Raw genomic sequence first — 22,738 nt, forward strand, 5'->3', positions numbered from 1 at the left:
TTCGCTTTCACAGCGCTTTATAAAGTAATACTGCCTGTAATTAATCCATAAATCGCAAAGAATGCTAAAGCACCAATTGCTACGGATGATGCTAATTCCACTCGAGTAAATATTTGCTTCGAACTCTTTTGCTTTTGAACATTGTAAAAAATAAAAATACCTGGCGCATATAAAGTCATTGTTAATAATAAATACTCTAAACCGGCTGCATAAACTAACCACACGCCATAAATACTTGCGATCAAGCCAATTATTATATTTTTATTTCGATCTGCTTCTTCAGACTTTAAGCTATGCTTCAGTTGATAAAATGCTGAAAAAGCATATGGGATTAAAATAGCTGAAGATGCTAAAGAGAATGCAAAGTTATACGCCTGATCAGAAACGACGAATGTTAACAAGAATATTTGTATTAAACCATTTGTTATCCATAATGAATTTACTGGAGCCTTATTTTTATTTTCTTTTGCGAACCATTTTGGAAATACTCCATCTTTAGCGGCTAAATATGGAATTTCAGAAGCGAGCAAAGTCCAACCTAACCAAGCACCTAATACAGAGATGACCAAACCTAAATTTATAAAGATAGCACCCCATTTTCCAACAACACTTTCAAATAAATAAGCCATAGCTGGATTTTTCAAACCAGCAATATCTGCTTGCTGCATAAGTCCAAGAGACAATAATGTGATTAAAATGTAAATGATGAGTGTACCAATTAAACCAATAACCGTTGCTTTCCCTACATCACTTCTATTTTTTGCTCGACTGGATAAAACAACAGCCCCTTCTACCCCAATAAATACCCATAGAGTTACAAGCATTGTACTTTTAACTTGGCTGCCAACTGCTCCCCATGAAAAAGAACCAGTTTGCCCCCAAAATCCATCTAAGAATGTATCAATATGAAACGCGAAGATTCCTATGACAATAAATACAAATACAGGTACTAATTTTGCGATTGTAGTTACTAAATTCACAAGTGCTGCTGATTGAACTCCACGTAAGATTAACATGTGAACACACCACAATAATACGCTTGCACCAATAATGGATTCTACATTTTGACCGCCTTCAAAGATCGGGAAGAAATATCCTAATGAAGAAAATAATAATGTACCGTAAGCTACATTCCCAAGCCAAGCAGATAGCCAGTATCCCCACGCACTATTAAATCCCATAAAATTACCAAATCCTGCTTTTGCATAGCTAAAAATACCACCATCTAAATCTGGCCGTTTTACAGTTAGATTTTGAAAAGATAATCCAAGTGCAATCATCCCAATTCCTGTTATAACCCAGCCAATAATAATGGCTCCAGCACCAGCACCTTTTGCCATATCACTCGCTAAATTAAAGGCTCCACCGCCAATCATAGACCCAACTACAAGAGCCGTTAGTGTAAACAACCCTAATTTCTTATCTTCACCCATTCCACTCACCTCTCTTTAATTGCAATAACAATACAAAAGCAATAGTGAATGATAGTGTCTAAAGGAGGAGAAAGAAGAAAGGAAGACTCCCTTTCTTCTTTACTCCATGTTTCCTAAAGTAGCTGCCATAACCGCTTTAATTGTATGCATTCTATTTTCAGCTTGATCAAATACTTTTGAATGTTTACTGCGGAATACTTCGTCAGTTACCTCCATTTCTTTCAACCCATATTTCTCGTAAACTTCTTCGCCATACATCGTTTCAACATCATGAAATGCAGGTAAACAATGTAAGAAAATCACGTTTTCATTCCCTGTTTCTTTAATCATTTTCATATTTACTTGATAAGGTCTCAATAACTCGACACGTTCAGCAAATTTTTCTTCTTCCCCCATAGACACCCATACATCTGTATAAATTACATCTGCATTCGCAACAGCTTCTTCCACATTACTTGTTATCATTACCTGTTCATTATATTTTTTTGCTAAATCAATTACTTCTTGTGCAGGCCATAAAGATTCTGGTGTGCAAATACGTACATCCATTCCAACGATTGCTCCACCAACTAGTAAGCTATTAGCAACATTATTTCGTCCATCTCCAACGTAAACGAGCTTCACATTTTTCAACTTCCCTACATGTTCTCTAATTGTTAATAAATCTGCTAGTGTTTGTGTTGGATGCCACATGTCTGTTAATCCATTCCAAACTGGCACACCAGAATTTTGTGCTAAAGATTCTACAGTCTCATGATTAAATCCACGAAACTCAATTCCGTCAAACATACGCCCTAACACTTTTGCTGTATCCTCTACGGATTCTTTTTTCCCAAGCTGAATATCACCTTTCCCTAAATATTCAGGATTCGCCCCTAAATCTGTACATGCTACTGTAAATGCACAGCGCGTACGAGTGGAGGTTTTTTCAAATAAGAGCGCTACATTCTTATCTTCTAAATAATGATGCGGGATACCATTTTTCTTTTTCTCTTTTAATTCTGCTGCCAAATCTAGAAAATATAACAATTCTTCTTGTGTAAAATCTTTTTCTGCTAGAAAGCTTCTTCCTTTTAAATTTGGTCTAGTCATTAACATACTTCATCCCTACTTTCTCCGTTATTTATACTAAATATCTTTACGAACAATTGGCATACTCATGCAACGTGGACCCCCACGACCACGAGATAATTCCGAACTTAGCACTTCAATTACTTCTATACCGTGCTCCCGTAATAACGTATTGGATACATAGTTGCGATCATATGTAACAACTACACCTGGTGCGATTGCTAATGTGTTCGAGCCATCATTCCATTGCTCACGAGCAGAAGCAATTACATCTCCTCCTCCACATGGAATAAGAACTAATTCACTTAAGCCTAATACCTCTTTTAATGCTTCCATTAAAGAAGTACGATGTGTAATTTTAAGAGTTTCCTCATCTGATCCTTTTTCTAAAATATAAATATTCATATTCCCTTTTGGCCCTTGAATGGCTGGATGAATTGTAAACTTGTCATAATCAACCATTGTAAATACTGTATCTAAATGCATAAATGCTCGGCATTTTGGAATTTCTATCGCTAACACTTTCTTAATTTTATTTTGTCGGCTAAAGAGATTTTTAGCTAAACGTTCAATTGCTTTAGCTGAAGTACGAGCAGACACTCCAATCGCAATTGTTTCTTCATTTAAAATTAGCTCGTCGCCACCTTCAATTGGAAATTTATAATCACGATCTAACCAGATTGGTACATTATGTTTTGCAAATCTTGGGTGATATTTAATGATGTACTCCATGAATAATGATTCACGTCTACGCGCTGGTTCTCTCATCTTATTTATCGTTAAGCCATCGCCCACGCTAGCTGCTGGATCACGAGTAAAATATAAATTAGGCATTGGATCTAAGTAAAACGGATAATGATCTTCCATTAATTCATATAAATGTGTCTTCTTACTTGTTTCAATTTCGTTTTTCCGTACACCGCCCATAATTTTTTGAATTAATTCTTCATTTGAAAAGGAAAGTAAATATTCTTTTAAAGTTTGATGTGCAACATTTACGTCAGCCTGTCCTTCTTTTAAAATACGATCAACAAATTCTTCTCGAAGTTTTTTATCTACTAACGCCTCAGCGGCTAGTTTTTCTAAATAAAGAACTTCAACACCCCGATTGCGTAACGTTTGTGCAAAATAATCATGCTCTTTTTGAATAATTGGTAAGTATGGAATATCGTCAAATAATAATTGCTGCAAATAATCTGGCGTCAAGTTTTCCACTTCTTTACCCGGTCGTTTTAATAAAACCGTTTGTAATTCCCCAATTTCTGAAGTAACATGTATCGGATGTTTCATTTGTTGTACCTCCTTTTAAATATGTTTGATGTCTTACAAGTACATAATAAATGCTCTGCACTTTTATCTTTGTGAAAGCATCCACATTATCATTGTGAAATATTAAACAAGTTATTTTTTTAAAATCATACGAATTTGTATTTTTATAACAAACTCTCTCGCTTTTTCAATAAAAAACACATATATTACGCATATATGTTGAATATTTAACTTCCGTATTTAAACAAAAATCCTGTTTTTAATTTTATTAAAAACAGGATTTTTGCATCTAAATAATTAAATTTAATCTTTCTTCTATAATCTCCCTATCTGATTTCGACTGTGAAATTATAAGGCATGTATCATTTCCACATATACATCCTATTTTTTCTTTCCAATCTAACTCATCAAATAAAACACCAATAACATGTGCATTACCAGGTAATGTTTTAATAACCATTAATTGATCTACACAATCAATTTTCACAACAACTTCTCGTAATTTTTTCTTTAACTTTATATCAGTTTGTAAATGCTCTTCTGAGAAAACTTTATATATCATTAATCCTTCTTGAGAAGGTACCTTCGTTAAGTTTAACTCACGAATGTCGCGAGAAACCGTAGCTTGTGTTACTAATACATCTTTTTTTGCTAACAATTCTACTAATCTTTCTTGCTTATCTATTTCATACTCCTTTACAAATTGTTTAATTAACCGTTGTCTTTTTTCTTTTTTCATAAAAGACACCCCTTTTAATATTATAGCTCGCTATAATTTTCATCCGAAAGGGAGAGAAAAGAATGTTGCGGAAACGTTCATAGTTTAACTGTAAATATTAAATCAAACTAAATAAAAAAGAGAAGAACAGCATTCTGTTCTTCCTTTTACATTGAAAATCGTTCAATTGTTTGTTTCAAATCAGTTGCTTGCTTCTCTAAATCCTTTAATAATTGATCGATTACTATCATATTTTTAGACTGTTGTAGCGTTACACGCGCCACTTCTTGCGAACCAGCTGACGTTTCTTCAGCAATTGCTGCTACAGCTTTTGTTTGTGCTCCTGTTTGATGAATGTGGCTCACTTGTTCATTCATATAACTACTAATTTGCTGAGTTGCATCGGCTACTTCCATAACACTTGATGACATTTCTTTTAAAATTAATTCCGTAGCTTCCCCACGTTTCGCCTCTTCTTTAGCTATTTTCACTTGTTCTGTCATTTTCATTGCAACTTGTTGTACTTCATCTTGCATATTCCGTAATAACTGAGATATGTTTCTTGCAGAATGATCACTTTCATCAGCAAGTTTACGTACTTCTTCCGCAACAACCGCAAAACCTCTTCCATGCTCTCCTGCGCGAGCTGCCTCAATAGAAGCATTTAGTGCTAATAAATTCGTTTGGCTAGCAATCGCACTCACAACAGACACAATATGTTCTACTTGTTTCATTCGTTCTTCTAACTTCTGTACATTTTGCATGGAATCTTCATTTTCTTTTGCCAATGTTTGAATACCTTGAATTAAAGACGTAAAGACACGAGTACTATGCCCTAAAGCTTGAACCATTTCTGAAGACAACGTATCAGACTGCTTCGCTTTTTCTTCTACTTCACTTGCAATAGACGTCGTTGTATCAACAGCAGAAACAATTGCTTGAATTGATGCTGCTGATTGCTCAGCGCCTGAAGAAATCTCTGCAAGAGTCTCAGATACACCTTGCGCTTGTCTCGTTGCTTCGCCTGTTTGTTTTCTAATCTGCTGTACTTGATTGTTTGTATAAGAAAATGTTGTATCAATATTTTTTACCATGCCCCTTAAGTTTCCTAACATCATATTAAATGCAACACTTAAAGATTTAATTTCATCATCTGTCTTCGGTAATGGAACATCTTCACGAATATCACCCTCAGCTGCTTTTCTTGCCGCCTCCTCTAACTTTCGAAGCGGTTTAATTAAAAATACGGCTGCTCCATATGCTAAAATTCCAGACCATACTACCCCTAATAACATAACGATAATATTATATACAGTTTGACTTACATAACTTTGAAAATAATCGTATATCACATAAATAAAAAATATACTTGTTGAATATGTAATGAGAGCTAAAACTGTAGTGAATAGCATAAGTTGTGTACGTAATCCAAAAGAAAATGTTTTCCTTTCTTTTTCCATCTTCCCTTTCCCCCTTTTTATAAGCAATATAAATACTACCTATATATTATTATCCATATTTTCATTATAGAAGGATATAGGGATTTTAAAAATTATTATTTCTTTGAATATCAAATTGCACGAAAAAAATAAAGGATTCTGACAATTTATGACTAATAACAGAAATAAGGGGCAACATTTGTAAAATATATTTTTAACTGGGGGTTTTGTATGATTCAAGTTCGAAATCTAGTAAAATCATTCGGTTCACTTGATGTGTTAAAAGGAATTGATTTAGAAGTAAAAGAAAAAGAAGTTGTTGTTTTAATTGGTGCCAGTGGTTCTGGTAAAAGTACATTACTTCGCTGTCTTAACTTTTTAGAAATGTACGATGAAGGCGAAATTCACTTACAAGGTGAGCGAATTGATCCAAAGCATTCAAATTTAAATAAAGTCCGTGAAAATGTCGGTATGGTTTTTCAGCACTTTAACCTCTTTCCTCATATGACCTCACTAGAAAACATCATAGAAGCACCTATTCACGTAAAAAAATTAGAGAAAGCAAATGCAAAGGATATTGGAAATCAACTTCTCCAAAAAGTCGGCCTTCAAGATAAAGCGGATGTAACTCCTCATCTTCTTTCAGGTGGTCAAAAACAGCGCATTGCCATTGCACGAGCTCTTGCAATGAGCCCTAAGATTATGCTATTTGATGAACCTACCTCAGCTTTAGACCCTGAACTTGTTGGAGAAGTATTGCAAGTTATGAAAGAACTTGCTGAAGAAGGGATGACAATGGTTATTGTTACTCATGAAATGAATTTCGCAAGAGACGTAGCTGATCGCGTCATCTTTATGGATGATGGAAAGATTGTAGAAGATGCTACGCCAGCACAATTCTTTTCAGCTCCATCACATGAACGAGCAAAACAATTTTTACGCAACGTTTTATAATGTAACTTCTGTTTCAAACGAAAAGGAATACATTCATACGGTGCACAACTAATCATCCAAATAAAATATTTCAATAACATACTAAAAAACCATCCGTATGATCAATATATAGGAGGGGTTTTATGAAAAGAAAACTATTAACCATTGTTGCGAGCATTACACTATGTACATCCTTCATACTAGGAGCTTGTAGCAAAGAAAGCTCTACTACTTCATCAAATGGTGAAAAAGAATTTCGCTATGCGATGAGTGGATTATACAAACCTTTTAACTATAAAGAAAATGACGGCAAACTTGTCGGCTTTGATGTAGAAATCGGTGAAGCTCTTGCTAAAAAGATGAACATGAAGGCTACGCCAGTTACAAACCCATGGGAAACGCTAATTCAAGGTCTTCAAGCGAAGAAATATGATGTAATACTGGGTAGTATGGCAATTACAGAGGAGCGCTTAAAAGCTGTTAGTTTCTCAAATCCGTACTATCGTTCTGGCGCCCAAATTTTTGTAGCTAAAAAGAATACCGCTATCTCTTCTCCAGAAGATTTAAAAGGTAAGAAAATTGGTGTTGTAAAAGCTAGTACCTTTAAAAATCTTGTTGCAAAATATACAGATCAAATCACAGAATATGACAGCGATATTACTGCTCTTATGGACTTAGAGCCTGGGCGTGTCGACGCAGTAATTACGGATCAAATGGTTGGTCTACGTATGATAAAAGAAGGAAAATCAAATATAAAAGAAGCCGGAAAACCATTAAATCTTGATGAAATGGGAATTGCTATTCGCAAAGATGATAAAGAAATGGTTGAGAAAGTAAATAAAGCGTTAGATGAAATCATTAAAGATGGTACGTATGAAAAAATCAGTAAAAAATGGTTCGGGCGTAATATTCTTGGTGAAGAGGAAAAAACGAAGTAAGTAAGTTAGCCATTCAAAAGATTCATAAACAGTGCCCCACTGATTAAATTTTCATTTTATGTGGGGCATTTCATTCTCTACTAAAATCTATACAATATGAGGTGAAACGCATGTTTGAAATTTTTATCTCTACCTATCCCACACTCTTAAAGGCTACTATTGTCACATTACAATTAACATTAACCTCCCTAGTACTCGGTTCATTAATTGGATTATTATTTGCTTTCTTTCGAATCTCTAACAATAAAGTTTTAAATAGTATCGCTCATGTCTACATTGCTATTATTCGTGGTACACCTTTAATTGTTCAAATCGCTATTCTCTATTTTGGGATTACATCCGTTGTTGTTTTTACCCCTTTTTGGGCAGGAGCAATCGCTTTAGCAATTCATAACGGTGCATATGTTACGGAAATTTTCCGAGGATCCATTCAATCCGTCGACCGTGGACAATTGGAAGCCGCTCGCTCCTTAGGTATGCCTTACCCTTTAGCTATGCGCCGGATTATATTACCACAAGCATTTCGTCTGTCTCTTCCTCCTCTAGGAAACCAATTTATTATCGGATTAAAAGACTCTTCACTTGTTGCTTACGTAGGACTGTCCGAATTATGGGGATCAGGTTTATCAATTGCAGCAGGTAACTTCCAACAATTAGATACTTACATGATTGTTGGTGTATACTACCTCGTAATTGTTCTTCTATTTACTTATTTCGTTAATCTTTTAGAAAAACGATTACAACGAAAAGAAACTAACTCCGTCCAATTCCATAAAAAGAACAAAAAGGAAGTTTCTTTATAAGAAAAAGCAAGCCTGAGATGGCTTGCTTTTTCACTGCAAAAATATATTAATTTTTACTGATTTACTTTTTTAATACTCTCGTCTTCCTCTATATGTTCCTCACGATATGAAATATTATGAGGATCTAGTCCATTTCCTAAAGAACCATAGAAATGCTCTCTATGCGGATCCACTAATTCACTTCCGTGATAATACACACGTGGTGTATTCCATAGGGCTGCTAATGCTTTTGTCATCGGCATTTCGTGATAACGTTCCGGCCACATTTCTTTAATCTTCTCTTTTACTAACGGATAGTATTTTGAACTCATAGCCGGGAACAGATGATGTTCTGTATGATATGAGAAATTGAAATGTAAAACGTCTACCCAGCGCGGCACTGTTACTGACAAACAGTTTGCTAACGGATCATTTACTGGAACAATTGGATTTAAGCGGTGATTTGTTGCGATATATGCCATTACAATAAAGTTAGCAATTAACAACGGAATGACATATGCAAATAACCATTTTCCAGGTCCCATAATAAACAATAAACTAATCCAAACTGTCCAAGGCAAAAGAAGTTGAAGCCATACAGATTTTTGATTGGATGACTTGAACTCTTTTATAAAATGAAAGAACATTCGAGTCGAATGCAATGTAAATTGAATTGTTAGTGACAGAAAACTAAAGAATGAACGTACATGTAAAGGCATACGATATACCCAACTCAAAAACTTACTCTTCTTAAGTTTCTCAAGTGTCGGCCATGCATCTGGATCATTCTCTTCATGCTGTGTATGAACATGATGCGTTGCATTATGCCACTTTCTCCAAAGCTTTGGCCCTGTTGATAATGGCATAAATGCAATCGCGCCTAAGAAGTCACGAAGCCATGCCTTTCTTACAACAGTTCCATGTAAAATTTCATGCCCTAAAAATCCTAGTGAAGCAAAACATAATCCAAGAACAATCGCAATTCCTAGATTCGCCCACACATTCAATTCAAATACACCAATCGATATTAACCCCGCCAATGCCACAAGCAAATAAGCCAGTCCACCAAATAAACGAGTAGGCACTGGTTTAAATGCTTTTTTCGGCAAATGTGGTGATACACGTGCTGCATACCACCCAAACGTATGAAGCTCCTTCATCCTTTTGCTCCTTTCTTATGCCGCGCCTTGCGCAACTTACATATATCAATTCTTGCTTCCAGATTGATTTTACTAGATGATCCAAAAAGCATCTATTATAAGGAAAATATACTCACTCTATCGTCACTTATTTTTCGCTTTTATTATCAATGAAAAACATTTCTCTTTTTACTCTCTATCAACCTTTCCACATGATGAATCATAACAATAGAATTTCTATATTGTCAACACCTTTTATGACCTAGTAATAAAAGGTGGTTATATTTTTATAATCATACTTTATTTCACTAAAGAAAATGTATAGATTTCATAAGGATTTACCCACTATATATAGACATTTTCTTAAACGGCATAGACTCTATCTCATTCAATAACTCTCTATGTAATCAACAAACAGAATCATTTGAATTTAGTTTTATATAAATCCTACTTCTTCATAATGCCCCACCTAATTAATTATATTAAAATAATTTATACCCTCTTTTAATAAAAATAGACTTCCTCTAAAACAACACACATGAATTTCATATAATATGGAAATATTAAAAGGAAAATTGTTCTAAAATCAGGAGGTTTCCGCAATGACAGGTGATACATTCCCACAACTGCCGCTATCTTATTGGATTGAATCTACTCAATTTCCTACTTTCCTTCGTTTATCCGAAAATATAAAGACGAAAGTTGCTATTATCGGTGCTGGTATTACAGGTATTACTACTGCCTATTTACTTGCAAAAGAAGGCATCGATGTTGTTTTAATTGATTCTGGTCGTATTTTAAACGGAACGACTGGGCATACAACAGCGAAAGTAACAGCACAACATGATCTTATTTATGATGAATTAATAAATCATTTCGGTGTAGAAAAGGCCCGGCTTTACTATGAATCAAATAATAAGGCTCTACAATTCATAAATAAAACTGTTCAAACATATAAAATCGACTGTAATTTCTCAAATGAAGATTCATATTTATATACAACTACTGATAACGGATTAAGAAATTTATCGAAAGAATATGAAGCTTATCAAAAATTAAATATACCTTGTGACTATGTTCAATCTCTATCGATTCCTATTCCAGTACAATCTGCGCTTGTAATGAAAAATCAAGCACAATTCCATCCCCTTCTTTATTTAAAAACACTTTTAGAAAAGTTTGTGGAGATGGGCGGAAAGGTCTACGAACAAACAACAGCTATGGATGTGGAAAAGGGCGATTATCCACAAATAATTACAAAAGAGGGCCATCATATCACTTGTGAATATGTCGTCTCTTGTTCACATTTTCCTTTTTATGATGCGAATAGCTTTTTCTTTACGCGAATGTACGCAGAACGCTCCTACGCTCTTGCAATAAAAGCAAAAACGGAGTATCCAGGTGGCATGTATTTAAGTATTGATGATCCAAAGCGCTCCTTACGCTATATAACAAACAATGGAGAAAAATTAATTTTGATTGGCGGAGAGAGTCATAAAACAGGTCAGGGAATAAATACGATGCTTCATTATGAAGCACTCTATTCTTTTGCTGAAGCCACTTTTGGAATAGATGAAGTTCCTTATAGATGGTCAGCACAAGATTTAATTACTCTAGATAAGCTTCCTTATATCGGACATATTAACGAAAGAAATCCAAATATATTTGTTGCAACTGGATATCGCAAATGGGGAATGACAACTGGAACTGCTGCCGCTCACCTACTGAAGGACTCCATCCTAAAAGTTCACAGTCCCTATAAAGAACTGTATGCACCATCACGCTTCCATGCAAATCCAGATATAAAAACGTTCCTCTCCCAAAACATTGATGTTGCGAAACATTTAATTGCAGGAAAGATTGAAACCGCATTACGTAAGCCAGAAGATCTCGAAGTTGGTGAAGGATCTGTCGTACATGTTAACGGTAAACGAGCAGGTGCTTATAAGGACAAAGAAGGAAAATTACATATCGTCGATACAACTTGTACACATCTCGGCTGTGAAGTTGAATGGAATAATGGTGATTGTACTTGGGATTGCCCTTGCCATGGTTCTCGTTTTTCAATTGAGGGAGACGTTCTTGAAGGCCCAGCAGATCAACCGTTAAAACGAGTTGATAATGAGTAAACAAATAAAGAAGTTCAACAAAATTACTGTTGAACTTCTTTATTTGTTATAAACCCTTTTCAGATAAAATTCGACACAAGGAGGTAAATATTAACATTAAATAAAATAATATATTCATCTACAAATTAAAAGGGGTGAATATTATGCAACCTTCAGCTCCACCTCATCTAGAATCTACAGAAACTATCTTTCCAAGCTCTATTACAAAACTTGTTGTTTTTATTTGTTGGCTAGCCATTTTAGCTGATGGATATGATTTAGGTATTTACGGTGCCGTTCTACCAAAGCTCCTAGAAGACAAAAGCTGGGCGCTATCACCAGCGCATGCTGGTACAATTGCAAGCTATGCTTTATTTGGGATGTTTATTGGGGCTATTCTAGTTGGAACGATTACAGATCTAATTGGGCGTAAATGGACGCTTATATGCTGTTTAGCACTTTTTTCTATCACAATGGGTTTAGCGGCTATCGCTCCTTCTCCTGAGTTATTTGGATTATCTCGATTTATAGGAGGAATCGGATTAGGCGGTGTTATCCCAACAGCTTCAGCACTTACTGTTGAATATTCACCAAAAAAAAGGCAATCTTTTATTTATGCTCTTATGTTTACTGGCTATCCTTTAGGTATCGTGTTAGGTGCTATTTTGTCCATGCTTATGTTAGAAGATTTCGGATGGAGAATTATGTTTGGTATCGGAATGATTCCACTACTCCTCATTCCTTTCATTATTCGCTATTTACCCGAGTCCATTCAATTTTTATTATCACGTAATCGCCAAGAAGAAGTAAACCAAATTCTTAATCGTTTTCAAATTGAATTTCATGTAAAAGATAAAACTCATCAAGACCCATCTACTATACGAAAGAAAAATGGATTTTTTACTTTATTCTCAAAAGAATACATAAAAGCAACGCTACTTTTTTGGATCACTTATATAATGGGAATGTTTTTAATATATGGTTTAAACACTTGGTTACCACAGATGATGCGCCAGGCAGGATATCCTCTTGGGTCTAGTCTGTCATTTCTACTTATGCTAAATATTACCGCAGCTATCGGCGCATTATTCGCTGGAGCAATTGCTGATCGTATAGGAGCAAAAATTGTTATTAGCATCTCTTATCTTATGGCAGCCATATGTATCGGACTATTAACAATCAAACCATCTGTTACAATCATTTATCTTTTAATTGGCCTTGCTGGTATTGGATCAGTCGGTATTACTCAAATATTAAATGCATATGTAACACAATACTTCCCATCACATATCCGAGCTACCTCCTTAGGCTGGGGACTGGGGCTTGGCCGAGTTGGTGCAATTGCTGGCCCAATTCTCGTCGGTATTATTATGACAATGCAATATGACTTAGCATGGAATTTTTACTTATTCTCCTTTGCAGGTCTTATCGCAGCTATATCTGTTTTCTTCATTCCTACAAAATAAAAAGAGCACAAACTTACTTGTGCTCTTTTTCATATGCTTCAAACAACATATCTCGAAACAATGTATTTAAACCCTCAATATCGATTCCTGATCCCTTTTCAATTCCTTTTACATATTGCTGATAGTAATGAATTTGTTCTTCTAAAAATTGATTTAGCACCTTAATTTTCAATCCAACATCTAATTCAGTACCTGCTTTTTTCTTTATTAACAACTTTTCAATTTCATCTAATACGCTACGTTCTAATAATAATTCTGTAATTAATCGGTCAAATTCTACAGGAGGTAAAGTCGTTTTCTCTTCTAGCCACTTACAAGCTAAAATGGGACGTAATACATAAAAGTACTTTTTCAGCTTTACATTCTCACCTTGCAAAAATTCACGATAATTTTTCGACGCCATATGTAAATAATGATATATCGTTGCTTTTGGATCAAAATTCTTCTCACTCATCTGTTGAAGTAGTTCTGGAAAATTAGAGTTTTTCGAATAAAAAATTGGTGATCGAATCCACTCAAGTAAAGCTGGATTCGACTTCGCGAATAGTTGCAACGCCTTTTTAATATCCCAACCACTTATATCTAAATCATCACTAATTGGATATTCAATTACATCTCGTTTGTCATGAATTGATAAATACCATTCTACCGGATGTATATAAACAAACCTAACATCATAATCACTATCTTTCGATGGAAACCCCCAAGCACGACTCCCTGATTCCACCGCAAATAAAATTTTCACATCATTCTCTTTTTCAATTCTTTCTAACTCCAACTCGATTTTCTCTCTCATTTCATAACATCTCCATTTTTTGATTATTTCCTTGGAAATTCGACAATACACTATTAATTTTACTACATACTAAAAAAACTGTCAGAAATTACTGACAGCCTAATGAAACGTCTATTGTTGCTTTTCAATTACAGTAGCAGCAATTCGTTCAAACTCTTTTTGAATCTCCTCTTTATATGCATCTACTATTGAAAAATCCATAGCAGCAATATAAATTCGTTCTAATTTATCACGAACCGATTTTGCTTTCGCTAAGAAAGACATCGCCTCATTCATTTTTGCTTTATATTGAATGGAAACATCACGAATTTCCTTCGCATATTTCTCATCCGTCCCTGGCGTAACAATAAGGGCATACATATCAATAATTTCATCACCCTCGCGACTTGGAAAATATTCATGTGGTGCGGTGCTATCAAAAATTGCAAAGCCTAATTCTCTTACGATAACCATATCAAGACTATGCGGGTCAAATCCGCAATGATATACTTCAACTTCAAATCCTTTTTCTTCAGCTGCCTTAGCTAACTTTTTGAGCATCGTTGATTTTCCAGAGCCTGGGCGCCCTTTTATAAAATAACGATGTGGTAACCCTTCTGTTAAATTAGGAACAAAATCAACTGCCCCTTTCGGTGTAGCAGCTCCTAAAAAACGATGTTTTACAAGCGATTGTCTCCCGTTTTTATCTGCAAATAATTTCTGGATTAGCTGATTGGTTAGTTCATTTGCTTTATTAAAATCTATATTATCAATATATATCTTCTCCCACTCATCATGTATAACCAATGCCTCTTTAAAACGTGCGTAAGCAGACTGAAAAGCTTTGCTTGCTTCTGAAACAAATCTTTCAATTTCTAACTTCTGCTTTCTTAGTTTATCTGAGTCCCAAGCAATTCCTAAATTTATATACTCTTCAACAACTCCTGGCATTTTTGGCTCAATAACATGCGGCGATGTCCCATCAACAATTCCTGCTTTTAATTTTGGGATAATTACACCATCAACCGATTTATTATCAGAAGAACAATGCAAAAATTCAATATCATATCCTTTTTCAATCCATTCACGACCTATTGCCTTTATTAAAGAAGATTTTCCCGTTCCTGGGCCACCCTTTAAGATAAATAATCTGTCTAATCCTTTTAAATTCTCTTCGTATAAATTGTGAAATCCCCTAGCTGTATTACCACCAGCATAATAATTTAATATATTTCCTGTCACTGCACTCACTCCTTCGCAGCATTCTATTTACATAAGCTACAATATGCGAGCAGCTTTATTTGGGTGAATACCTATTTTGTATTGCACGAAAAAAGGAAATGAATTACAATTTAACTATCGGAAAATTCCGATTTTAAAAACTGAATACTTCTTTATCAAGAGAGGCAGAGGGACCGGCCCTTTGAAGCCCAGCAACCTCAGTTTATACAAACTGAATAGGTGCTAATTCCTGCAAAATGCATTGCATTTTGGAAGATAAAACTCAACTAGCATGTAAAGCTCATCTTTCTTGATACTGAAGGATGAGCTTTTTATTATTTGAAAAACATATATTGGAGGTATGTAAAATGAAAGTAATTGATCTATCGCAAACATTTGAAAATAATATGTCTCAATTTCCTGGAACACCTAAAATACAACTAGAAGCTGTTACAAGTGTTGAAGAATCAGGCTATCAAGTTACAGATTTTCATTCTGTCGTTCATGTTGGCACGCATTGTGATGCCCCTGCGCATTTTATTTCAGGCGCAACGACCATCGATCGATTACCGCTGGATCAATTTGTAGGCGAAGCTGTTCTTATAGATGTAACACATATTCAAGAACGAAAATTACCTAAGGCAGTATTGCATAATGCTAATATAAAAGAAGGTGATATTGTTATTTTTCATTCTAATCTATCCACCAAATGGAATACAGAAGCTTATGAGAAAGAAGCATTTTATCTTTCTGAAGAATTAGCTGAAGAATTAGTTCAATTAAAAGTAAAATCTATCGGTTTAGATTTCATTTCTCCTGATGAAGTCACAACAGAAACATCACCGATTCATCACATATTACTAGGGAATAATATTTATTTAATTGAAAACTTAACAAATCTAGATGCTATCGAAGCAAAACGTTTCTTTTTCTCAGCAGCACCTTTAAAAATTAAAAATAGTGACGGTGCTTTCGCAAGAGCATTTGCTGTTATTTTTTAAATGGCGCTACAAAAAAAGCAAAGGCCACTACTGGTCTTTGCTTCTATATTTTCTATTTAAATTAAGAAAGAATTGTTCCACACGAGGACGCACCCAAGCTAAACAATCTATCTCTTTCTTCTTTGTGCAAGCTATCTCTTCTCCATCTACCATTTCAACAAGTTCTAGTTCTAACAGTTGCCTCGTGAATGCTAACATATTCACTTCTTCGGATGGATACTCTTCTGTTAATTTCTCCTCAATTTCTCCCAATAAAAAACCGTCACGCATCATTGCCAATGCATCAATCCAAAGTGGCGGCATTTCATATTTTTCTCCTGTAATTGTATCTTTTACAATATAATTCTTTTGCTCTTTTCGAAATTGAATCGTGTGTAAACATACAGTCGAATTTAATGTTAATTCCATCATACCACCTCTTTCATAATATCTGCATAGAAAAAAGGATGCGCGTGCACCCCTTCTTATCTTTTCATAACACTACTGAACCGTTACATGAGCAATCAATCTCATGTCGATATTTTCCTCCATTATAAACGAAGTATTTTATAAAAAAAACCCTTCTTGAAACATTTTATAAAATGTTTATATTTACACAACAAGAACACTTTTCTGAAAAATCTTTTCTCCCAATACATTAAACGGTCGGCAGAAAAATTTCTACTTTCGTTCCTACTCCTAGACTACTTTGGATCGTGATACTCCCTTGATGTTCCTTAATAATTTTATATGTAATCATTAATCCAAGTCCTGTACCAGTCTCCTTTGTTGTGTAAAATGCCTTGCCAATTTTTTCTAATTTCTCATTCTCTATACCAAATCCTTGGTCTTCAACAGAAATACACAAATGTCCTTGCGTTTTTTGATATGCACGGATATGAATTTCTCCGCCCTCTGGCATTGATTCTATTCCATTTTTAATGATATTTAATAACACTTGTTTTAATTGCTTATCATCACCGTTTATAGCCGGTAAATTCCCATCTACTTGTATATGACATTTAACTCTATATTGCGTTGCATAACTTTCCATTAGATGTACAACATATAGAAGGATGTCTCGTATATTACACCTTTCATAATTTGTTGGCTTTGGTTTTCCTAACAACATCAATTCACTAACAAATCCATTAACCCTTTCAATTTCTTGTAGCATAATGTCGTAGCTCATCGTATCAGTTGGATTTCTTTCTTTTTGCATTTGCGTAAACCCTTTTAACGCTGTTAGCGGATTTCGAATTTCATGGGCAATTGTTGTAGACATAGTCCCAATCACAGCTAAATTTTCCGTCTCTTTCATATTGTTCATCATTTCAACCACTGTTCTTACATAAGATTGAAATCGTTTTAATAAAGAATGTGAAATAATGAAATAGAATATACATAAAACAAGTGGAATTACCACTTTTAAATCTTGTAATAGCAATGTGAAAAATACGTACTTTCCAATTACACTAAAGGAAACTAAATAAAAGTATTTTCTATTCACGAAAACTGGGGCAAATAAAATTAATAACATTTCTACCATACTACCATGTTCAAAAGGTCTATCCGTTCGCAAATAAATCATTAAATTATTCACAAGATTGATAAACATGTACCCAAATAAAAATAAATATTTTACAGAATATACATACCCTCTTTTTTGAAGATATATAGAAATAGGAAATAATGCTATTACAAATATAGGCACACCTATCCCAAGACTACCTTCTGGCCAACCTACCGCTGTTCCACTAATATTCATAGCAGGATATACAAAATAATATATAGCGTCATATAAAAAGAATATAATATAAAATAATAATATAAATACCTTTAAGGCTCTTCTTTCTTCATAAATCAAGCTCTTGTATTTATTCATATAAAAACTCCCCTTGATCGATACAAAAAACTTTCATTGTTATCTCCTTAAAGTATAAGTATGAAATTGCTTTCAGGGCAATATTTAACCTTATAATAATGAAAGGAAGGAGATCTCCCCTTCCTTTTGGTAACAACTTACATCCATCTTACCCTGTCATGTAACAATCCATCCGTAAAATTATTATGCCCTATTACAAAATCCTTCATATATAAATTTAAATACTCACCGTACTTACTTTCTGTATTTAATAACAACTCCTCAACGTAATAAGCACCTTGTTCAAATTGATCTAAAAGTAAACTGGACAAGCCCGCATAAATCCCGCACCCTACCTGAAAATACGTTGCATTCGTTTTATATTTACGAAAAACTTGGCTACTATTCATCACATTATACATATATGTCTCACTATTTTCATAAACGAGTAACACACCGACCAAGTCCTCTCCAGCAACCTCTTCTTCCGCTGGATTAAACACTTTACGATTCCAGTTCCATAAATCTTCTACTTGATCTAAGTTCTGTCTAATTATATTTGTTGTATACTCATTAATTCGGTAAAGAAAACCAACTTCCATATTAAAGTTTTTCCCTAAAATTAATACTTCCTCATGTGGCATTAAACAACCATAGAATTCTTTTTCTCCTAACTTCACTTTATACTCTGAAGCATATACATCTTCATAAAAGTAAAGAGGACGATGATGGCTCATATACATCGGATAACTCCAGATTGCTTCATCTAAAAATCGCTCTACTGCCCATGAAGCATAAAGTGTATGTGGCTTTATAAGTGCTGTATCATTCAAAAATGACGTGTCATGTTCTACAATATAACATGCTCTTGGCCTTTCATTTGGTCGTTCCTTCATAAGCTCAACAACCATCCATTGAACAACACCTGGATTCATACCTGAACCTATAATCGCTTTTGTATTTGTAAATTTCTCTTTCTCCTTCTCAAACCTTGTATATCTTTCCGTAAGCTGAAAGCCAATTAAGCTATCGTCCTGATCTACTGCCTCATTTTCCAAGGCTGAGTTAATATAACAAATTCCTAGTTCATTACAGCAGCTTAATACTCTAATTGTATCTGCCCCTGAAACATCAATCACAACACTCGTTCTTTTTTCTTTTAAATGTTGTTTAAATTCCACTACATTTTGAAGGTTTATTTCATATAAATATAATTGACCTTTCAGATTCGAAAACAACTCATCATAATAAGTCCTATCTTTTTGTTTTATATCCACCAAATGAAATTTGGCATTCTTTAATACTTCATAAATTGGATCTTTTTCATTTGCTATCGCTTGATTTAAAATTGCTAAAACCGCTTTTGCTGCTCCACCAGCACTACCAAGCAATGTAATTGATAACGAATTAGGAAACTGCTCCACAAACAAAACCCCTTTAATAAATTAGTTGAGCAGCTCCTCCTCAAAAAATAAATTGAATACATAAAAAGATAGCTCGTACACATTTCTTTATAAATAAGTGCAAAATTTTTTTAAAAAATCACACCATAGTATATTTATATTCAATTCATTTTCCCCTCATATTCAAATCGAGCTAAACAAATAGGCTCGACCTTTTCTTCTGCATATAAAAGAAAAAGCCAGCCCTTTCAACTAGCTTACGGACAATGGACAGATTTTACATGTTGAATATTCACATACATTTTTGCATCACGTGCTTTTGATATTTCAATATGACCTTCATCAATTTTCGCCATTTTTCCAATTTTATTGGACTCCTCACCTAAATCGAACACCATAATTTTCCCTGTCATTTTAATAAGCTGTTCTTCAAACGTTCTAGCTAACGTAATATTTAACGGATTTACGGGGAGTTCATTTTTATTGAGGGCATACGGTACTTGGTTTTCTTTATACGGAATTAACCATTTTAAATGCTTTAAAGATATATATACCGTTTTATAAACCGGACTATAAAAAACAATATAATCGTTCATCACACTTGTAACATAACCATGTATTGGAGCATTTCCTGCTACATAAACTTCTGTAAAAATCCCTTTAGAAGTACTTAATACTTTTCTCAAAGAAATTGAAGGGGATTCCCTCTTAATTACAGAATCAACATCTGGTTTTAATATTTCTTCGTCATATGGTCTTAAAAATTTATAGTATTGTACATGATATAAAGATATATATACGTAATCTTGTCCATTGTAAAGAACAACGATATCATTTCCTACATCAATTAATACACCTTTAAATCTTTTTTCACCGATTAATTTAACATATATATTTTCTCCAATACTTTTGTTTAACTCATTCATCTATATCCTCCTTCCTATGAATTTCTTCTTACCTGTCTTCCATTTCTAAAAAAATAATCAGGGCAAAGTTCTGTTTTAATAGTAAGTAATTCCTTTTCATACTATCGAAATAAGAAATTGTTCTTCTCTTTCCCTCATAATGCCCCTCTTATTTATTAAACATTATTCATCTTCATTCTTTTTACATTTAACTACTTGACTCACACTCTTAATATGAGACTTAATTACATAAATAACTTCATCGCCGTTTACTAGTGTAATACAGCCATGGTGTACCTCACTTAATAAACCTTCCACACACTCTGGACCGCCACGATTAATTTTTATCCACTTATACTTCAAGTCTTTTAATATATCTAAAAAAGTATCCTCATCAGAGCAGAAACATGAACTATAGCCATCGCCACATTTACTTTCTTTCACTTTCTTCACTAGACTCTTCACATGTTTCAACTGATAATATACTAATTCACCATGAGGTAGTTGTAATGTAAGATAGTCTTTTCCTAACGATACCAGTGTCCCTACTCGACTTTCTGGTCCGCGAAGATTTACTTTTACATTCTCACCAACTAAACATTTAATTTGGTCACAGCATAATACGTTCTCCAATTTTGTATCCCCCTTTCTTATTATCTTCCTCTACTTGATTGTCTTTGTGCGCGAGCGCGACCTGAATTATCGCTACTTTCCTTACTATCGTCGCTCTCATCGCTCTCTCCGCATGCTAATGCATTATAGTTAACACTTTTAATATGCTTTATTGCAATTAATATAACTTCTTCTTTTACAATTAATGTAACGAAGTCACAAGAAACATCTTGTAAAATTCCTTCCACTTTCTCTGGACCACCGCGATTAATTTTCACCCAGCAATATTTGAAGCTTAGAAGTAGTGCTTCAAAGTCGTCTGCACATTCGCAATCTTCCCAATCGCAATCACTTGATCCACAGTCTTTTGCATTTTTCGTAATACTTTTCAGATGGCTAAGTTGATAGTAATAAAGCTCACCTTTTTCATTCTTCAATACGAAGTAGTCCGGACATACTGATATTATTGTCCCTTTTTGAGATTCTGGACCACCCCTGTTTACTCTCACAAAAGATCCAATTAAGTCTTTCAGAAAATCACAATGAAATAAACTCACGAGAAAACCCCTTCCATTAATTTATAAGCTTTTGCACTGATAGTATATGTATCTGTACAGGTTACGTTCTCTATGTTTGTCCTAGCTAGAAAAAAATATGCTTTTAACATGGTAGACTACTACCTATCAAAATTTGAGGAAAGGCTAAGAACTCCTTATGTTTTTGATATCTTCAAACAAAAAATCCCTTATGAATATACATTTCTGCATATCTTCATAAGGGATTTTCCATAGTTTAATCTTCGTCTTTAACATCCATATCTTCTGGAATTGGTTCGTTCAATATTTCTTCCACTAATTGCTTATATTTCTCCATTTGTTCTAAATGTGTATTAAATTGTTCTTTATTTACTAAATATTGCTCTCCATCGAATAGCGCACGAATTTTCTTTTGCTGAATTAACTCTTCAATATACGATTTTGGTAAATTCAAATACTCCGCAGTCTCTTCTACTGTTATATACAATGCGTTCATTCCTTTATTATTTTTTCATCTATACTGTATCTTACTTTACTTTATTTTTGTAAACAAATAAAAAAGATTTTGTAAATGCAGTTCAAAAAGCAGGTAGATGCATTCCATATATTGTATAGTATTATATAGTAAGAATTTTTTAAATATAGAATGGTATTACCCATTTACACAAAGGAGAGTTAACATATGGCTACTCGTCACATCATTACAATGTTAGAAAAAACACTACAAGTTGAAACAGAAAACACAATTTCTCATTTGAATGTATCTTTATCTGATCGTTTTCTTTCTCAAAGCACAGCAATACATGAAAACAATTGTTATCATACAATTGGTGAATGGTACAAAAATCATTTCTTATTCCAACAAGATGATTTCCTTTGGGCTAAATATGCTTTCTATGACGCATATTGTGAAGCCATCAAAAAACAAGGCCATCTTACAAAACGCGTCCGTCAAATATTAGAATCATTGGCTCGAAAACATGGAAAACAATATATTGCTTCTATACTAAATATGCCATTTCCTAATGAACGCGCTAAAGGGACAGCGTAATTTAGCCATGTTCTGCGTAAGCAAAACATAGCTAAATTGTTTTCTAAGATGCTTTACCAATAAAAATGTTCATATCATATGAACTGATGAAACCG

The 22,738-nt window shown here is 34.1% G+C and carries 21 protein-coding genes, 2 pseudogenes and 1 riboswitch; of the genes and pseudogenes, 7 read left to right on the plus strand and 16 right to left on the minus strand.

What is annotated here, in order from left to right; genetic code table 11:
• Positions 1-17: 17 nt before the first annotated feature.
• The 6 genes and pseudogenes from arcD to MRP26_RS31120 form a co-directional block, all read right to left on the minus strand.
• Positions 18-1,433: an arginine-ornithine antiporter gene (gene arcD / locus MRP26_RS23725; RefSeq protein ID WP_000503412.1), complete on the minus strand. Its 1,416-nt coding sequence runs from the start codon at positions 1,431-1,433 to the stop codon at positions 18-20.
• A 99-nt stretch (positions 1,434-1,532) separates the two neighbouring features.
• Positions 1,533-2,531 (minus strand): ornithine carbamoyltransferase, encoded by a 999-nt coding sequence (argF, locus tag MRP26_RS23730; protein WP_000930283.1) that lies wholly within the window; start codon positions 2,529-2,531, stop codon positions 1,533-1,535.
• A 30-nt stretch (positions 2,532-2,561) separates the two neighbouring features.
• Positions 2,562-3,794 carry an arginine deiminase gene (gene arcA / locus MRP26_RS23735; RefSeq protein ID WP_000682331.1) on the minus strand — a complete coding sequence of 411 codons (1,233 nt, stop codon included), beginning with the start codon at positions 3,792-3,794 and terminating at the stop codon, positions 2,562-2,564.
• 268 nt (positions 3,795-4,062) lie between these two features.
• The gene (gene argR / locus MRP26_RS23740) at positions 4,063-4,512 is read right to left on the minus strand and encodes an arginine repressor (RefSeq protein ID WP_000711826.1); all 450 of its coding nucleotides are present in this window, start codon (positions 4,510-4,512) and stop codon (positions 4,063-4,065) included.
• Between the two features lie 146 nt (positions 4,513-4,658).
• Positions 4,659-5,231, minus strand: a pseudogene (locus tag MRP26_RS31115) (methyl-accepting chemotaxis protein); the annotation flags it as partial.
• 369 nt (positions 5,232-5,600) lie between these two features.
• Positions 5,601-5,951 (minus strand): annotated as a pseudogene (locus tag MRP26_RS31120) (HAMP domain-containing protein); the annotation flags it as partial.
• Positions 5,952-6,161: 210 nt separating this feature from the next.
• Here MRP26_RS31120 and MRP26_RS23750 point away from each other — a divergent pair.
• From MRP26_RS23750 to MRP26_RS23760, 3 genes are all read left to right on the plus strand, one after another.
• Positions 6,162-6,884 carry an amino acid ABC transporter ATP-binding protein gene (locus MRP26_RS23750; protein ID WP_053565361.1) on the plus strand — a complete coding sequence of 241 codons (723 nt, stop codon included), beginning with the start codon at positions 6,162-6,164 and terminating at the stop codon, positions 6,882-6,884.
• Between the two features lie 122 nt (positions 6,885-7,006).
• Positions 7,007-7,801: an ABC transporter substrate-binding protein gene (locus tag MRP26_RS23755; RefSeq protein WP_000823754.1), complete on the plus strand. Its 795-nt coding sequence runs from the start codon at positions 7,007-7,009 to the stop codon at positions 7,799-7,801.
• A 47-nt stretch (positions 7,802-7,848) separates the two neighbouring features.
• On the plus strand, positions 7,849-8,604 hold the full coding sequence (locus MRP26_RS23760) for an amino acid ABC transporter permease (protein ID WP_140155550.1): 756 nt from the start codon (positions 7,849-7,851) through the stop codon (positions 8,602-8,604).
• 53 nt (positions 8,605-8,657) lie between these two features.
• Here the strand turns inward: MRP26_RS23760 and desB are convergent, their stop codons facing one another.
• Positions 8,658-9,743 (minus strand): Delta(10) desaturase DesB, encoded by a 1,086-nt coding sequence (desB, locus tag MRP26_RS23765; protein WP_000661219.1) that lies wholly within the window; start codon positions 9,741-9,743, stop codon positions 8,658-8,660.
• Positions 9,744-10,324: 581 nt separating this feature from the next.
• Between desB and MRP26_RS23770 the strand changes: the two genes are divergently transcribed.
• Together MRP26_RS23770 and MRP26_RS23775 are read left to right on the plus strand one after the other, a co-directional pair.
• The gene (locus MRP26_RS23770) at positions 10,325-11,851 is read left to right on the plus strand and encodes an FAD-dependent oxidoreductase (protein WP_242807006.1); all 1,527 of its coding nucleotides are present in this window, start codon (positions 10,325-10,327) and stop codon (positions 11,849-11,851) included.
• Between the two features lie 143 nt (positions 11,852-11,994).
• On the plus strand, positions 11,995-13,296 hold the full coding sequence (locus MRP26_RS23775; protein WP_001183082.1) for an MFS transporter: 1,302 nt from the start codon (positions 11,995-11,997) through the stop codon (positions 13,294-13,296).
• A 13-nt stretch (positions 13,297-13,309) separates the two neighbouring features.
• On the opposite strand, the gene MRP26_RS23780 is transcribed toward MRP26_RS23775, so the two are convergent.
• Entirely contained in the window at positions 13,310-14,092 is a 783-nt protein-coding gene (locus tag MRP26_RS23780) for a nucleotidyltransferase domain-containing protein (RefSeq protein WP_242807008.1), read from the minus strand.
• A gap of 111 nt (positions 14,093-14,203) precedes the next feature.
• On the minus strand, positions 14,204-15,313 hold the full coding sequence (locus MRP26_RS23785) for a PRK06851 family protein (RefSeq protein WP_069354883.1): 1,110 nt from the start codon (positions 15,311-15,313) through the stop codon (positions 14,204-14,206).
• Positions 15,314-15,462: 149 nt separating this feature from the next.
• Positions 15,463-15,575, plus strand: a riboswitch (SAM riboswitch).
• 85 nt (positions 15,576-15,660) lie between these two features.
• Between MRP26_RS23785 and MRP26_RS23790 the strand changes: the two genes are divergently transcribed.
• Positions 15,661-16,293, plus strand: coding sequence for a cyclase family protein (locus MRP26_RS23790; RefSeq protein WP_197241148.1), 633 nt, complete (start codon positions 15,661-15,663; stop codon positions 16,291-16,293).
• 27 nt (positions 16,294-16,320) lie between these two features.
• Here the strand turns inward: MRP26_RS23790 and MRP26_RS23795 are convergent, their stop codons facing one another.
• From MRP26_RS23795 to MRP26_RS23825, 7 genes are all read right to left on the minus strand, one after another.
• A complete protein-coding gene (locus tag MRP26_RS23795) occupies positions 16,321-16,701 on the minus strand; it encodes a hypothetical protein (protein WP_088022850.1) in 381 nt (126 codons plus the stop codon).
• A 229-nt stretch (positions 16,702-16,930) separates the two neighbouring features.
• The gene (locus tag MRP26_RS23800; RefSeq protein ID WP_053565368.1) at positions 16,931-18,157 is read right to left on the minus strand and encodes an ATP-binding protein; all 1,227 of its coding nucleotides are present in this window, start codon (positions 18,155-18,157) and stop codon (positions 16,931-16,933) included.
• Between the two features lie 137 nt (positions 18,158-18,294).
• Positions 18,295-19,560 (minus strand): hypothetical protein, encoded by a 1,266-nt coding sequence (locus MRP26_RS23805; RefSeq protein ID WP_000434719.1) that lies wholly within the window; start codon positions 19,558-19,560, stop codon positions 18,295-18,297.
• Positions 19,561-19,796: 236 nt separating this feature from the next.
• Positions 19,797-20,465: an LSm family protein gene (locus tag MRP26_RS23810; protein ID WP_053565369.1), complete on the minus strand. Its 669-nt coding sequence runs from the start codon at positions 20,463-20,465 to the stop codon at positions 19,797-19,799.
• 162 nt (positions 20,466-20,627) lie between these two features.
• Positions 20,628-21,077, minus strand: coding sequence for a PI-PLC domain-containing protein (locus tag MRP26_RS23815; protein ID WP_053565370.1), 450 nt, complete (start codon positions 21,075-21,077; stop codon positions 20,628-20,630).
• Between the two features lie 20 nt (positions 21,078-21,097).
• A complete protein-coding gene (locus MRP26_RS23820; RefSeq protein WP_053565371.1) occupies positions 21,098-21,613 on the minus strand; it encodes a hypothetical protein in 516 nt (171 codons plus the stop codon).
• Between the two features lie 235 nt (positions 21,614-21,848).
• Positions 21,849-22,088 (minus strand): helix-turn-helix domain-containing protein, encoded by a 240-nt coding sequence (locus MRP26_RS23825; RefSeq protein WP_001998970.1) that lies wholly within the window; start codon positions 22,086-22,088, stop codon positions 21,849-21,851.
• A 186-nt stretch (positions 22,089-22,274) separates the two neighbouring features.
• On the opposite strand from MRP26_RS23825, the gene MRP26_RS23830 reads away from it, so the two are divergent.
• Positions 22,275-22,643, plus strand: a complete 369-nt coding sequence (locus MRP26_RS23830) for a hypothetical protein (protein ID WP_000235474.1) — start codon at positions 22,275-22,277, stop codon at positions 22,641-22,643.
• Positions 22,644-22,738: the final 95 nt, after the last annotated feature.

It is taken from the genome of Bacillus sp. CCB-MMP212 (genome assembly GCF_022748145.1).
GTDB classification, from domain to species: Bacteria; Bacillota; Bacilli; order Bacillales; family Bacillaceae_G; genus Bacillus_A; species Bacillus_A cereus.